We start from the raw sequence: 14,349 nt of genomic DNA, 5'->3' as shown, positions 1-14,349 counted from the left end.
CTCATCCGCGTTTTGCCGGGGCCGGCGCCTTGGCGAACAACTCATGAAAGACGGGATAGATGTCGGACGGCTTGGCGATGCGCGTCATCTCGAAATTCGGCCATTCGGCGCTGACCTCGCGATAGGCGTTCCACAGCGACGTGCCGTTGTCGGCGTGGCGGAACATCTCGCTTTCGCGCTCGTCGATGATCTCGACATAGGCGTAGTACTGGCAAAGCCGCATCAGCGTGCTGTCGAGCATGGACACACACTTTTCGGAATCGTTGGGAATGTTGTCGCCGTCGGAAGCCTGTGCGGCGTAGATGTTCCACTCCTTGGCGGGATAGCGTTCGCGGATGACGCGCAGCATCTCATCGAGTGCTGTGGACACGACCGTGCCGCCGCTCTGGGTGCTGTAGAAGAAGGTGTCCTCGTCGACCTCCGAAGCCTCATGCGTATGGCGGATGAAGACGATGTCGGTCTTGGCGTAGCGCCGCTTGAGGAACAGGTGCAGCAAGACGAAGAAGCGCTTGGCGAGATCCTTCTCGCGTTCGCCCATGGAGCCCGAGACGTCCATCAGGCAGAACATCACCGCATTGGCGTTCGGCACCGGCTGCGGCTCGAACCGGTTGAAGCGGATGTCGATAGGGTCGATGTAGGGGATCAGCTTTCGCCGCCGCGCGAGCGTTGCAAGCTCTTCGCGCAGGGCCGCGATGCGTTGGAGAATGGCGGCGCTTGGCCGCCTCTCACCCTCCAGCTTGGCGAGCTCCGCCGCAACCGCGTCGATCTCGGCCTGCTTGGGCCGTCTCAGCGCGATGCGCCTGCCGAAGCTGTTGAACATGGTGCGGCCGACGCTGATGCTCGTCGGATTGCCGCTCATCGTGAAGCCGGCCCGGCGTGGCCGGAACGTCACCACTTCCTTGAGATTGAGCTTGACCAGGTCGGGCAGCTCGAGGTCCTCGAAGAACAGGTCGAGGACTTCTTCGCGCGACAGCACGAACTGGAAATCGTCCTCGCCATCTCCAGACGACGAGGGGTCCGAGCCCTTGCCGCTGCCGGCCGCGGGACGCGGGATGCGGTCACCCGTGCCGAAGGTCTTGTTGCCGGGAAGGACCTCCTCCCGGCGGCCCGAATGCGGTGCGCGTTGGAACGTCGGCTCCCCGATCCCCTTGCGCGGGATCGGTATGACCTGGTCTTCTCCCACCGCATCGATCTTGCCGGACCGGACCCGGTCGTTGATCGCCCGTTTCAACTCGTCCCGGGCGCGCCTCAGAAAACGCTGCCTGTTGCCAAGGCTCTTGTCCTTGGGATTGAGGCGCCGATCGATGAAGTTCGGCATTTCGGTCCCCGCTCGCTCCCGGTCAGCCTGCCTTGTTGACCCGCATGTACCAATCGACGAGACGCCGCACCTGGCGCTGCGTGTAGCCGCGCTCGGTCATGCGCTCGACGAATTCGGCATGCTGCTTCTCGGTGGTGCTGTCGCGCTTGGCACCGAAGCTGATGACAGGCAAAAGGTCCTCGACCTGGCCGAACATCCGCTTCTCGATCACCTCGCGCAGCTTCTCGTAGCTCGTCCAGGATGGGTTGCGGCCATTGTTCTTGGCGCGCGCTCTGAGCGTGAACTTCACCACCTCGTTGCGGAAGTCCTTCGGGTTGGCGATGCCGGCCGGCTTCTCGATCTGCGACAGCTCGGAATCGAGGATGCCGCGGTTGAGGATCTGGCCGGTGTCGGGGTCCTTGTAGTCCTGGTCCTCGATCCAGGCATCGGCATAGGCGATGTAGCGGTCGAACAGGTTCTGGCCGTACTCGCTGTAGGATTCGAGATAGGCCTTCTGGATCTCGTGGCCGATGAACTCGGCATAGCGGGACGCGATCTCCGACTTGATGAAATCGAGGTAGGAGGATTCGATCTCGCCGGGGAACTGTTCGCGCTTGATCGCCTGTTCGAGCACATACATCAGATGCACCGGATCGGCGGCGATCTCCTTGGTGTCGTAGTTGAACGTCTCCGACAGCACCTTGAAGGCAAAGCGCGTGCTGACGCCGTTCATGCCTTCGTCGACGCCGGCGGCGTCGCGATACTCCTGCATCGACTTGGCCTTGGGGTCGACATCCTTCAGGTTCTCGCCGTCATAGACGCGCATCTTGGTGTAGAGCGGCGAGTTCTCGTGTTCGGACAGCCGCGTCGACACGGTGAAGCGGCTCAGTATGTCGAGCACCTCGGGTGCGCATGGATTGCTCACCAGCTCGCTCTCGCGCAGCAGCTTCTCGTAGATCTGGCGCTCTTCGGTGACACGCAGGCAGTAGGGCACCTTGACCACCAGGATGCGGTCGAGGAACGCCTCATTGTTCCTGTTGCTCTTGAACTGCAGCCACTCGGACTCGTTGGAGTGGGCCAGCACGATGCCCTGATAGGGGAAGGCGCCGAAGCTCTCGGTGCCGTTGTAGTTGCCTTCCTGTGTCGCGGTCAGCAGCGGGTGCAGCACCTTGATCGGTGCCTTGAACATCTCGACGAATTCGAGGAGCCCCTGCGTGGTTCGGTTGAGGCCGCCGCTGTAGGAGTAGGCGTCGGGGTCGGCCTGGCTGAAATTTTCGAGCTTGCGTATGTCGACCTTGCCGACAAGCGCCGACACGTCCTGGTTGTTCTCGTCGCCGGGCTCGGTCTTGGCGATGCAGATCTGGCGCAGCCGCGACGGCGTCAGCTTGACGACGGAGAACTTCGAAACGTCGCCACCGATTTCTTCGAGCCGCTTGGCAGCCCATGGCGAAATCAGACCGGTTAGCCGGCGCCGGGCGATGCCATATTTGTCTTCGAGAAGGCTGGCCATGCGTTCGGGATGGAACAGGCCGAGGGGTGATTCGAATATCGGGCTGAGCTCGCCGTTGATCTTGAGCGTGTAGATCGGCCGCTCCTCCATCAGCTTCTTCAGCCGCTCCGCAAGCGACGACTTACCGCCGCCGACGGGGCCGAGCAGGTAGAGGATCTGCTTGCGTTCCTCGAGCCCTTGCGCGGCGTAACGGAAGTAGCCGACGATGCGCTCGATCGTGTCTTCCATGCCGTAGAATTCGGCAAACGCCGGATAAACCTTGATTGTTCGGTTTGCGAAGATGCGGCCCATGCGCGGGTCGGCACTGGTGTCGATGAGCGTGGGCGCGCCGATCGCGTCGACCATTCGTTCGGCTGCCGTCGCGTACATGGCAGGCTGGTCGCGGCAGGCGAGCAGATATTGCTGGAGGCTCATCTCCTCGGTTGTCTGACTGCCGTAGATTTCCGAGAAGAGGTTGAAGACGTCGTTTTCACGTGTTTGCATGGCACCCTCACAATGCCGAAGACGGTGGGAGTGTAACACCACTTCGACCTTTTGCCTTCCTCTCAACTTCCCTGAACAGGCAAAGTTCCGCACAGAATGTCGTGATTGAAGATTTAGTTTGCATGCGTCGAATTGTGGCGCGGCGCGGGCTTCGATCTGCCTTGGCCGGGACCGGATTTCACGGGCACTCGATCGGGATTTCGTCTCAACTTTCGGCTGCACGGGAGGCCGTCTCTCGAACACACGGCTGCCATCGCAGATAAGTTTCGGATCGTGGTCCGCGACGATTTTTCCGGCTCAAAAAACCGTGCTTGCATGGCCGGGTACTCGACGCTCCCGCCGGCATCCGGCTATGAACGCTGACCGCAGTTGCGGAAGGTTTTTGCAGGGAAGGATTGCCGTCATGAAGGCACGCATCAAATGGGTTGAGGATCGCACCTTCGTCGGCCAGTCCGGCAGCGGGCACAAGATCGTGCTCGGCACCTCCAAGGAGCCGGGCGGCCAGACGCCGGGCCCGAGCCCGATGGAGCTGATGCTGATCGGCGCCGGCGGCTGCTCGGCCTATGACGTCGTCCACATCCTGGAGAAGGGCCGCGAGGCGATCGAGGACTGCTCCGTCGAGCTCGATGCTGACCGCGCCGAGACCGACCCCAAGGTGTTCACCCGCATCCACATGCATTTTGTCGTCAAGGGCCGCGGCCTGGCGCCAGCCAAGGTCGAGCGCGCGGTCAATTTGTCGATCGAGAAATACTGCTCGGCCTCGGCGATGCTCGCCAAGTCGGCGGTCATCACCCACGATTTCGAGGTCGTCGACACCTCCGCGCTGGCCAGCGCCGACTGACCCGCGCCGACAGGGCGCGGCCATGGCTGCCGCGCTCTGTCCAAAACCGATATCGAGCAAATGCGCGATTTCAGGGCAATTGCGCATTTCCGAAAACCCTGCGAAACTGCCTCGGCAGATTGAAGAGGCGTGACGCATGAGTTCCCGGAGCGAAAACCCAAGGCTCGACGAGGCCGCCCGCGCCGGCTGGCTCTATTATGTCGCCGGCAACACCCAGGACCAGATCGCAACCAAGCTCGGCGTCTCGCGCCAGACCGCGCAGCGGCTGGTCTCGCTTGCCATGTCGGAAGGCCTGATCAAGGTCAGGGTCGACCATCCGATCGCCAACTGCCTCGACCTCGCCGCCAAGCTCCGCTCGCGCTTTGCGCTCGATCTCGTCGAGGTCACGCCGAGCGACCCGGATTCGTCGTCAACGACGATCGGTATCGCCCAGGCCGCCGCCGCCGAGATCGAAAAGTGGCTGCGTTCGCCCGAGCCGATCGTCATGGCGATCGGCACCGGCCGCACGCTGAAGGCTGCGATCGAGCAACTGCCGCCGATGGAGTGCCCGCAGCACAAGGTGGTTTCGCTCACCGGCAACATCTCGCCGGACGGTTCGGCGGCCTTCTACAACGTCATCTTCACCATGGCCGACACCATTAAGGCGCGCAGTTTTCCTATGCCTTTGCCGGCAATCGCTTCGTCTTCCGACGAGCGCCGCATGCTGCACGGCCAGCCGTTGATCCAGCCGACGCTGGCGCTTGCCGCCCAGGCCGACGTCACCTTCGTCGGCGTCGGCGACATGGGCCCGCAGGCACCGCTCTATGAGGACGGCTTCATCACCGAGGCCGAGCTCAAGGCGCTGCAGAAGGCCGGTGCCGTCGGCGAGATCGTCGGCTGGGCCTTCGACCGCGACGGCAAGCTGATCGACGGCATCACCAACGACCGCGTCGCCTCCGCACCGCTGCCGTCGCGCGAGCGCTCGCTGGTGGTCGCGCTGGCCATGGGCGAGCGCAAGCTGCCCGGCATCCTGGCCGCCGTCACCCGCCGCCTCGTCAACGGCCTGATCACCGACGAACGCACCGCCGCGGCACTGCTCGCCGGGTAGTCCTTCCTTTTCCGAAATGCCCGGCACCGCGCATCAGCGCGGTGCGCCGTCGTGTGCAATTTCCCGGCACCTGCGCCTGCAAGCCGCTGCCAGACATGCGGTTGCACCGTCATGTCCAGATTCCCGCTTGACATAAATCACATCAGATGAATAATTGCCCACAGCCAAGGCAAATGCTCACTTTGGCTTTTGGGAGGAATTCGATGAAACTGAACACGCTCTTCCTGGGCTTGTGCGGAGCGAGCGCGCTTGCGTTTGCCGCTCATGCCGAGACCATCACCATCGCCACTGTCAACAATGGCGACATGGTCCGCATGCAGAAGCTGACGGACGACTTCACCGCCAAAAATCCTGACATCCAGCTCGAATGGGTCACGCTCGAAGAGAACGTGCTGCGCGAGCGCGTCACCACCGACATCGCCACCAAGGGCGGCCAGTATGACGTGATGACCATCGGCACCTACGAGGTTCCGATCTGGGCCAAGCAGCAGTGGCTCTTGCCGCTCGACAATCTTGGCGCCGACTATGACGCTGCCGACATCATCCCGGCCATCGCCGGTGGCCTTTCGGCTGATGGCAAGCTCTATGCCGCGCCCTTCTATGGCGAGAGCTCGTTCGTCATGTACCGCAAGGACCTGATGGAGAAGGCAGGGCTCACCATGCCCGATGCGCCGACCTGGGATTTCATCGCCGACGCGGCGCGCAAGATGACCGACCGCGCCGCCGACATCAACGGCATCTGCCTGCGCGGTAAGGCCGGCTGGGGCGAGAACATGGCCTTCCTGACCGCCATGTCCAACTCCTTCGGCGCACGCTGGTTCGATGAGAAGTGGCAGCCGCAGTTCGACCAGCCCGAATGGAAGAAGACGCTGCAGTTCTATGTCGACCTGATGAAGGATGCCGGTCCGTCCGGTGCTTCCTCAAACGGCTTCAACGAGAACCTGGCACTGTTCCAGCAGGGCAAGTGCGGCATGTGGATCGACGCCACCGTCGCTGCCTCCTTCGTCTCCAATCCGAAGGACTCGACGGTCGCCGACAAGGTCGGTTATGCGCTCGCTCCCGACACCGGTCTCGGCAAGCGCGGCAACTGGCTGTGGGCATGGTCGCTCGGCATTCCGGCCGGCACGCAGAAGGCAGAAGCCGCGCAGAAGTTCGTCTCATGGGCGACCGGCAAGGGCTATCTCGACCTCGTCGCCTCGAAGGAAGGCTGGGCCAACGTTCCGCCCGGCACGCGCACCTCGCTCTACAACAACCCCGAGTACCAGAAGGCCGCGCCCTTCGCCAAGATGACGCTCGACTCGATCAACTCGGCCGACCCGACCAAGCCCACCGTCAAGCCGGTGCCTTATGTCGGCGTCCAGTTCGTCGCTATTCCCGAGTTCCAGGGACTGGGCACAACCGTCGGCCAGCTGTTCTCGGCGGCACTCGCCGGCCAGTCGAGCGTCGATGACGCGCTTGCCGGAGCACAGACCGCAGCAGTCCGCGAGATGACCCGCGCCGGTTACATCAAATAGGCAGATCCTCCCTGCCTGGCCGTCCGGTCTCCCAGTCCGGACGGCCCCTTTCGGTGACCTGAAACCTTATCTGTCCGAACCGGGGTGATCGCCATGGCTACTCGACAGACCAGCTCGCTGGCGCGCCTGATGATGGCGCCCTCGGTGATCCTGCTTTTCATCTGGATGATTGTGCCGCTGGCGATGACCCTGTGGTTCTCGTTCCAGAACTACAATCTGCTCAATCCTGCCAATGTCAGCTTTGCCGGCCTGTTCAACTACAAGTTTTTCTACACCGACCCGGCCTTCTTCCAGTCGATCTGGAACACCTTGGTGCTGGTGGTCGGCGTGTTGTTGATCACGGTTGTCGGCGGCATCGCCTTGGCGCTTCTGCTCGACCAGCCGATGTTCGGCCAGGGCATTGTCCGCATCCTGGTGATCTCGCCCTTCTTCGTCATGCCGCCGGTGGCCGCACTGGTGTGGAAGAACATGATCATGCATCCGGGCTATGGCGTGTTCGCCGACATCGCCAAGTTCTTCGGCGCCCAGCCTGTCGACTGGTTTGCGCAATATCCGCTGTTTTCGATCATCATCATCGTCGCCTGGCAATGGCTGCCATTTGCGACGCTGATCCTGTTGACGGCGCTGCAGTCGCTCGACGGCGAGCAGAAGGAAGCCGCCGAGATGGACGGCGCCGGCTTCGTCAGCCGCTTCATCTACCTGACGATCCCGCATATCTCGCGCGCCGTGACCGTGGTCATCCTGATCCAGACCATCTTCTTGCTTGGCGTCTATGCCGAGATTCTAGTTACCACCAATGGCGGACCGGGCTACGCCTCCACCAACCTGCCGTTCCTGATCTACCGCACGGCACTGCTCGGCTACGACGTCGGCGGCGCCTCGGCCGGCGGCATCATCGCAGTCATCCTTGCCAACATCGTCGCCTTCTTCCTGATGCGCGCCGTCGGCAAGAACCTGGACAAGTGAGGAGGAGACGATGGCACGCGCAGTCTCGACACGACGCAAGATCGGCTTCACCGTGGCAGCCTGGGTGGTTGCCCTGCTGATCTTCTTCCCGATCCTCTACACCATCATCACCAGCTTCAAGTCCGAGACCGAGGCGATCGCCGGCTTCAGCCTGGTGCCGTCGGGCACGCTGGAGAGCTATGCCGAGGTCCAGGCGCAGAGCAACTATTTCAAGTTCTTCCTGAACTCGGTGATCATCGCCGTCGGCTCGACGATTCTGGCGCTGCTGGTGGCGATACCGGCGGCCTGGTCGATGGCGTTCTCGCCGACCAAGCGGACCAAGGACATCCTGATGTGGATGCTCTCCACCAAGATGATGCCGGCGGTCGCCGTGCTGGTGCCGATCTACCTGATCTTCCGCGACACCTACCTGCTCGATACCCGCATCGGCCTGACCGTCATGCTGATGCTGATCAACCTGCCGATCGTGGTGTGGATGCTCTACACCTACTTCCGCGAAATCCCCGGCGAGATTCTCGAAGCGGCACGCATGGACGGCGCCACTTTGTGGGGCGAGATCGTCCATGTGCTGACGCCGATGGCGGTTCCCGGTATCGCCTCGACCATGCTGCTCAACATCATCCTGGCGTGGAACGAGGCATTCTGGACGATCCGCCTGACCACCACCAACGCGGCCCCGCTGACCGCCTTCATCGCCTCCTTCTCCAGTCCGCAGGGGCTGTTCTGGGCGAAGCTGTCGGCAGCGTCGACGCTCGCCATCGCACCGATCCTGATCATGGGCTGGTTCTCCCAGCGCCAGCTCGTCCGCGGCCTGACTTTCGGCGCCGTGAAGTAGTCGACCCCGCGGGAGGAAACCATGGGAAACATCACGCTCAAGAAAGTGTCGAAGTCCTTCGGCGCAACGACAATCATCCCGGAGATTGACCTCCAGATCGAGGACGGCGAGTTCGTTGTCTTCGTCGGGCCGTCGGGCTGCGGCAAGTCGACCTTGCTCCGGCTGATCGCTGGGCTGGAAGACACCTCCGCCGGCACGATCAGCATCGACGGCCGTGACGTCACCGGCGAGGCGCCGGCCAAGCGCCGGCTGGCGATGGTGTTCCAGTCCTACGCGCTCTATCCGCACATGACCGTCTACAAGAACATCGCCTTCCCGCTGAAGATGGCGGGCGAGGATGCCACTGTCATCGACAAGAAGGTCAAGGACGCGGCGCGTGTGCTGAACCTGACCAACTATCTCGAGCGCCGGCCGGGCCAGCTCTCCGGCGGCCAGCGCCAGCGTGTCGCCATCGGCCGCGCCATCGTGCGCCAGCCTTCGGCCTTCCTGTTCGACGAGCCGCTGTCCAACCTCGACGCCGCGCTGCGCGGCACGATGCGGCTGGAGATCAGCGAACTGCACCACCAGCTCAAGACGACGATGATCTACGTCACCCACGACCAGGTCGAGGCGATGACCATGGCCGACAAGATCGTGGTGCTGAACGCCGGCAACATCGAGCAGGTCGGCTCGCCGATGGAACTCTACAAGACGCCGAAGAACCTGTTCGTCGCGGGCTTCATCGGCTCGCCCAAGATGAACCTGATCAATGGTGCCGCCGCCGCAAAGCATGGTGCAACGACGATCGGTGTCAGGCCTGAGCATCTGGGCATCTCGACAACCGCTGGCGAATGGAAGGCGACCGTCGGCGTTGCCGAACATCTCGGCTCCGACACCTTCCTGCATGTCCAGGCAGGCGATGTCGGCCCGCTCACGGTTCGGGCCGACGGCGAACTTGGCGTGCGCCACGGCGATACGATTTTCCTCACCCCCAGCCCGAACAAGATCCATCGCTTCGGCGCCGACGGGAGGGCCATGTGAGCGGTCGTCTCGAGGGCAAGTCGGCGCTGATAACCGGTGCCGCGCGCGGCATCGGCAGGGTGTTCGCCGAGGCATATATCCGCGAAGGGGCGGTGGTTGCTATCGGCGACATCAATCTCGACGCCGCGATGAAGACGGCTGCCGAGATCGGCCCGTCGGCCTATGCCGTCAGCCTCGACGTCACCAATCAGAGTTCCATCGAGGCGGCGATCAAGGTCGTCGAACAGAAGACTGGCGGGCTCGACATCCTGGTCAACAACGCCGCCCTGTTCGATCTCGCGCCGATCGTCGAGATTTCCAGGACGAGCTACGACCGGCTGTTTTCGGTCAATGTCGCCGGCACCTTGTTCACATTGCAGGCCGCCGCCCGCTCGATGATCGCGCGTGGCAAGGGCGGCAAGATCATCAACATGGCGAGCCAGGCCGGGCGCCGCGGTGAGGGCCTCGTTGCCGTCTACTGCGCCACCAAAGCGGCCGTCATCAGCCTGACCCAGTCGGCGGGGCTCGACCTGATCAAGCACGGCATCAACGTCAATGCCATCGCGCCCGGCGTGGTCGAGGGCGAGCATTGGGAACATGTCGACGAGCTGTTCGCCCGCTACGAGAACCGGCCCCGCGGCGAAAAGAAGCGCCTCGTCGGCGAGGCCGTTCCCTTCGGCCGCATGGGCACCGCCGAGGATCTGCTCGGCATGGCGATCTTCCTCGCCGGACAGGAAAGCCAATACGTCGTCGCCCAGACCTACAACGTCGATGGCGGCAACTGGATGAGTTGAATTCAGCGATCCTCTCCTCGTTCACGAGGAGAGGATGCCGGCAGGCAGGTGAGGGGCAGCGAGAACCTTCGAGATTTCGCTTAGCCCCTCATCCGGCCCTTCGGGCCACCTTCTCCCCGTAAACGGGGCGAAGGGATCGGAGGCGCTTGCGCCGAACAAGAGAAAGCGTCGAACCATGACCGTGAAGCTCTCCCTCGCCACGCTGCCGGATTTGCCCGCCAAGGTCGCGCGCCCGACATACGACCGCGCGTCGCTGAAAGCCGGCATCGTTCATTTCGGCGTCGGCAATTTCCATCGCTCGCATCAGGCGATCTATCTCGACGAGCTGTTCAACACTGGCACCGGCCATGACTGGGCAATCGTCGGCGCCGGCGTGTTCGAGGGCGAGAAGATCGGACAAACAAAGCTCGCCGGGCAGGACTGGCTGACTTCAGTCGTCGAGCAGGACAGCGGCCACATGAGCGCCCGCGTCACCTCGGTCATGATCGACTTCCTGACCCCAGGCGATGCTGCTGCCATCATCGAACGCCTCGCCGACCCGGCGATCCGCATCGTCTCGCTGACCATCACCGAGGGCGGCTATTTCATCGATCCGGCCTCCGGCATCTTCAACCCGACCCATCCCGACATCGTCGCCGACGCCAAGAACCAAGCGGCACCCAAAACCGTGTTCGGCATCATCCTTGCCGGCCTCCGGCGCCGGCGCCAGGACGGCATCGTGCCCTTCACGGTCATGTCCTGCGACAACATTCCCCATAATGGCCGGGTGACAGCCGATGCGGTGATCGGCCTGGCTCGGCTCGCCGACGAGAGCTTTGCCGACTGGGTTCGCGACAACGTCGCTTTCCCGAACTCCATGGTCGACCGCATCACGCCCGCAACAACCGACCGCGAGCGCGGCATTCTCGCCAGCGACTTCGGCGTCGAGGATAGCTGGCCAGTGTTCTGCGAACCGTTCAAGCAATGGGTGATGGAGGACCGTTTCACTGACGGGCGGCCGGCGTTGGAAAAGGTCGGCGTCCAGTTCGTCCACGACGTCGCCCCGTTCGAGTTGATGAAAATCCGTATCCTCAACGGCGGCCATGCCACCATCGCCTATCCCGCCGGGCTGATGGACATCCATTTCGTCCACGAGGCGATGGAAAATCCGCTGGTGCGCGCCTTCCTGGCCAAGCTCGAGCGCGAGGAGATCATGCCCACGGTGCCGCCGGTGCCGGGCGTCGTGCTGGAGGAATATTGCAAGCTCATCGAGCGCCGCTTCTCCAATCCCAAGATCGGTGACACAGTCCGCCGGCTGTGCCTTGACGGATCCAACCGGCAACCGAAATTCATCATCCCGACGATCGCTGATCGTCTGAAGGCGGGTGCGGGCATATCGGGGCTGGCGCTCGAATCGGCACTGTGGTGCCGCTACTGCTTCGGCGTGACCGATTCCGGTGCCGTCATCGAGCCCAACGACCCGAACTGGGATCGGCTGCAGCAGACCGCGCAGGCGGCGAAGAACGCGCATGCGGCCTGGCTCGCGATGGAGGACATCTACGGCGACGTCGGCAAGTCGGCACCCTTTGCTGCCGCCTTCGGCGACAGCCTCGACATGCTCTGGCAGCTGGGCACCAAGGAGACGTTGACGCGCTATCTCGGCGATCGCCTCTGAGCCAAATCCGAGGCGCCGTTGACCGCTGGAATTGGCCATGGCGCGCATATAGACTGCGCATCATGATGTTGATCCGCGCATTTCTGCCTCATCTGAAATTGCCGCCGGCAGGCTTCGGCCGCCGCGCAATCGCGCATTTTGGGGCGTCGTCGTTCTGATGGCGGCCTATCTGTGTGCGGTCGATGTCGGCACCGGCAGCGCGCGCGCTGGTATCTTCGATGCCGCGGGCAAGCTGCTCGGACGCGCCGAACACGCCATCGCCATGAACCGCTCGGCCTCCGGCCATTGCGAGCATGATTCCGAGCAGATCTGGTCGGCCGTCTGCGAAGCCGTGCGCGGTGCCCGCAAGGTAACCAACATCGGCCCGGCCGAAATCGTCGGCATCAGCTTCGACGCGACATGCTCGACGGTCTTCCGGGGCCGGGCGGGTGAGCAGGTCGGCGTTTCGAGCAATGGCGAGCAGCGCTGGGACACCATCGTCTGGCTCGATCATCGCGCCCTTGCCGAGGCCGACGAATGCACCGCCACCCGCCACGATGTGCTTGGTTATGCCGGTGGGGTGATGTCGCCCGAGATGGCGACGCCCAAGCTGATGTGGGTCAAGCGCCACCTGCCGCACAGCTGGGCACGGACCGGCCAGCTGTTCGATCTCGCCGACTTCCTCAGCCACAAGGCATCTGGTTCGCTTGCCCGCTCGCAATGCACGCTGACCGCCAAATGGACCTATCTCGCCCATGAGCGCGAGGCCTGGCGTCACGATTTCTTCGCTGCCGTCGGGCTCGCCGATATCTTCGAGCATGCCGCCTTGCCCGAGCGCGCCAGCCCGGTTGGTGCCGATCTCGGCCCGCTCACGTCGGCCGCCGCCGAAGCGCTCGGCCTGAGCACGGCCTGCCGTGTCGGTGCCGGCATGATAGACGCCTTTGCCGGTGCCATCGGCGTCATCGGCGGCCTGTCCGGCATCGAGCGTCACCTTGCGCTGATCGCCGGCACGTCGAGCTGCGTCATGGCGATGTCACCCGAGCCGCGAGCCTTTCCCGGCGTCTGGGGGCCGTATTTCGGCGCGGCACTGCCCGGCTTGTGGCTGAGCGAAGGCGGCCAGTCGGCGACGGGCGCGCTGCTCGACCACGTCATCCGCTGGCACGGCGCCGGCGGCGAACCCGACGCTGTGCTGCACCGGCGCATTACCGAGCGCATCATGGAACTGCGCGCCATCGAGGGCCTCGACCTCGCCGGCCGCCTTCATGTACTGCCCGACTTCCACGGCAACCGCTCGCCGCTCGCCGATCCGCATGCGCTTGGGGTGATCAGCGGGCTGACGCTCGATTCTTCCTTCGACAGCCTGTGCCGGCTCTACTGGCGCACCGCTGTCGCCATAGCGCTGGGGCTTCGCCACGTGCTCGATGCGCTCAACGCCAATGGCTACGGCATCGATACGCTGCACGTCACCGGCGGCCACACCCGCAATCCGTTGCTGATGGAGCTCTACGCCGACGCCACCGGCTGCACCGTTGTCGAGCCACTGGGCGGCGATGCCGTGCTGTTGGGGACGGCGATGGCGGCAGCTGCCGCGGCTGGGCTCTATCCAAGCCTCACCGGGGCCTGCACCGCGATGCGCCAGGAAGGCCGCGCGCGCCAGCCCAACCCCTTGGCGCGGCAACGCTTCGACCGCGATTATCGCGTGTTCCTGGAAATGCACCGCCAGCGCAAAGCGCTCGATGACATTGTCTGAGCCACTCCCCATATCCCGTGTTCATTCGGGCGAGGGGGGTATCCGTGCAGGCAAATCCGGAAGCCGACATAGACGAAACGCCGACCGCCGATGCCCTGATCGTCGTCGACGTCCAGAACGCGTTTGTATCAGGCACTGACGCGGTGCCTGGTCACGCGCGGCTCCTGGCTGCGGTGACGACGTTGCTTGAGAATGCGCGTGCCTCGGGTGTGCCCGTCATCTTCATCCAGAACGACGGCCCGGCAGGCGCCGTCGACGAGCCGCACACGCCAGGCTGGCAGCTGTATTTCACGCCTCGGCCAGGCGAGCATGTCGTGCGCAAGCAGGTCGACGACGGCTTTGACGGCACCGGCCTGAGCGACCTTTTGGCATCCGCCGGCGTCCAGACCATCGCCTTCTGCGGCATGCTGTCGGAGATGTGCCTGGCGGCGACAGCGCGAACCGCAATGGCGATCGGCTATGGCGCGATCCTGCCGCATGACGGCCACGCTACCTACGACGTGCCGCCCGGCCCGGGCGGCTCTGAGGGTGTTCCGGCACATCTCGCCGCGCGCGCCGCGGAGTGGTCGCTGGGCGATGAGGTGACGATCGTGGCTTCGGCGGGTGATATCAGCTTCGCCCGCCCCTCGGCGAGCTAGCT

12 protein-coding genes are annotated in these 14,349 nt (G+C 63.7%); 10 read left to right on the top strand and 2 right to left on the bottom strand.

All coding sequences use genetic code 11. From position 1 onward, the window contains the following. Position 1 precedes the first annotated feature (1 nt). Both ACSQ3E_RS16195 and ACSQ3E_RS16190 read right to left on the bottom strand, forming a co-directional pair. Positions 2 to 1,318, bottom strand: a complete 1,317-nt coding sequence (locus ACSQ3E_RS16195; RefSeq protein WP_436123490.1) for a YeaH/YhbH family protein — start codon at positions 1,316 to 1,318, stop codon at positions 2 to 4. Positions 1,319 to 1,340: 22 nt separating this feature from the next. Then, positions 1,341 to 3,290 (bottom strand): PrkA family serine protein kinase, encoded by a 1,950-nt coding sequence (locus ACSQ3E_RS16190; RefSeq protein WP_436123489.1) that lies wholly within the window; start codon positions 3,288 to 3,290, stop codon positions 1,341 to 1,343. A gap of 403 nt (positions 3,291 to 3,693) precedes the next feature. Between ACSQ3E_RS16190 and ACSQ3E_RS16185 the strand changes: the two genes are divergently transcribed. The 10 genes from ACSQ3E_RS16185 to ACSQ3E_RS16140 all read left to right on the top strand — a co-directional run bounded on the left by ACSQ3E_RS16185 (position 3,694) and on the right by ACSQ3E_RS16140 (position 14,347). Beyond that, positions 3,694 to 4,131: an OsmC family protein gene (locus ACSQ3E_RS16185; RefSeq protein WP_436123488.1), complete on the top strand. Its 438-nt coding sequence runs from the start codon at positions 3,694 to 3,696 to the stop codon at positions 4,129 to 4,131. A 136-nt stretch (positions 4,132 to 4,267) separates the two neighbouring features. Further along, entirely contained in the window at positions 4,268 to 5,218 is a 951-nt protein-coding gene (locus tag ACSQ3E_RS16180; protein ID WP_310320075.1) for a sugar-binding transcriptional regulator, read from the top strand. A gap of 203 nt (positions 5,219 to 5,421) precedes the next feature. After that, on the top strand, positions 5,422 to 6,732 hold the full coding sequence (locus ACSQ3E_RS16175) for an ABC transporter substrate-binding protein (RefSeq protein WP_154384584.1): 1,311 nt from the start codon (positions 5,422 to 5,424) through the stop codon (positions 6,730 to 6,732). Between the two features lie 93 nt (positions 6,733 to 6,825). Next, entirely contained in the window at positions 6,826 to 7,698 is an 873-nt protein-coding gene (locus ACSQ3E_RS16170; protein WP_067965772.1) for a carbohydrate ABC transporter permease, read from the top strand. Between the two features lie 10 nt (positions 7,699 to 7,708). Beyond that, complete coding sequence (locus ACSQ3E_RS16165) at positions 7,709 to 8,533, top strand: carbohydrate ABC transporter permease (protein WP_436123487.1); 825 nt, start codon at positions 7,709 to 7,711, stop codon at positions 8,531 to 8,533. Positions 8,534 to 8,554: 21 nt separating this feature from the next. Beyond that, positions 8,555 to 9,553: an ABC transporter ATP-binding protein gene (locus ACSQ3E_RS16160; RefSeq protein WP_436123486.1), complete on the top strand. Its 999-nt coding sequence runs from the start codon at positions 8,555 to 8,557 to the stop codon at positions 9,551 to 9,553. Next, positions 9,550 to 10,326: an L-iditol 2-dehydrogenase gene (locus ACSQ3E_RS16155; RefSeq protein ID WP_436123485.1), complete on the top strand. Its 777-nt coding sequence runs from the start codon at positions 9,550 to 9,552 to the stop codon at positions 10,324 to 10,326. The genes ACSQ3E_RS16160 and ACSQ3E_RS16155 overlap by 4 nt, the downstream gene beginning before the upstream one ends. 175 nt (positions 10,327 to 10,501) lie before the next feature. Further along, positions 10,502 to 11,980 (top strand): mannitol dehydrogenase family protein, encoded by a 1,479-nt coding sequence (locus ACSQ3E_RS16150; RefSeq protein ID WP_436123484.1) that lies wholly within the window; start codon positions 10,502 to 10,504, stop codon positions 11,978 to 11,980. A gap of 157 nt (positions 11,981 to 12,137) precedes the next feature. Beyond that, positions 12,138 to 13,709 (top strand): FGGY-family carbohydrate kinase, encoded by a 1,572-nt coding sequence (locus ACSQ3E_RS16145; RefSeq protein WP_436123483.1) that lies wholly within the window; start codon positions 12,138 to 12,140, stop codon positions 13,707 to 13,709. Between the two features lie 44 nt (positions 13,710 to 13,753). Next, positions 13,754 to 14,347, top strand: a complete 594-nt coding sequence (locus tag ACSQ3E_RS16140) for an isochorismatase family protein (RefSeq protein WP_436123482.1) — start codon at positions 13,754 to 13,756, stop codon at positions 14,345 to 14,347. Positions 14,348 to 14,349: the final 2 nt, after the last annotated feature.

The organism is Aminobacter sp. LjRoot7 (assembly GCF_964252895.1).
GTDB classification, from domain to species: domain Bacteria; phylum Pseudomonadota; class Alphaproteobacteria; order Rhizobiales; family Rhizobiaceae; genus Aminobacter; species Aminobacter aminovorans_B.
Note: the sequence above shows the minus strand (reverse complement) of the source record. Positions and strands in the feature narration are given on the sequence as shown.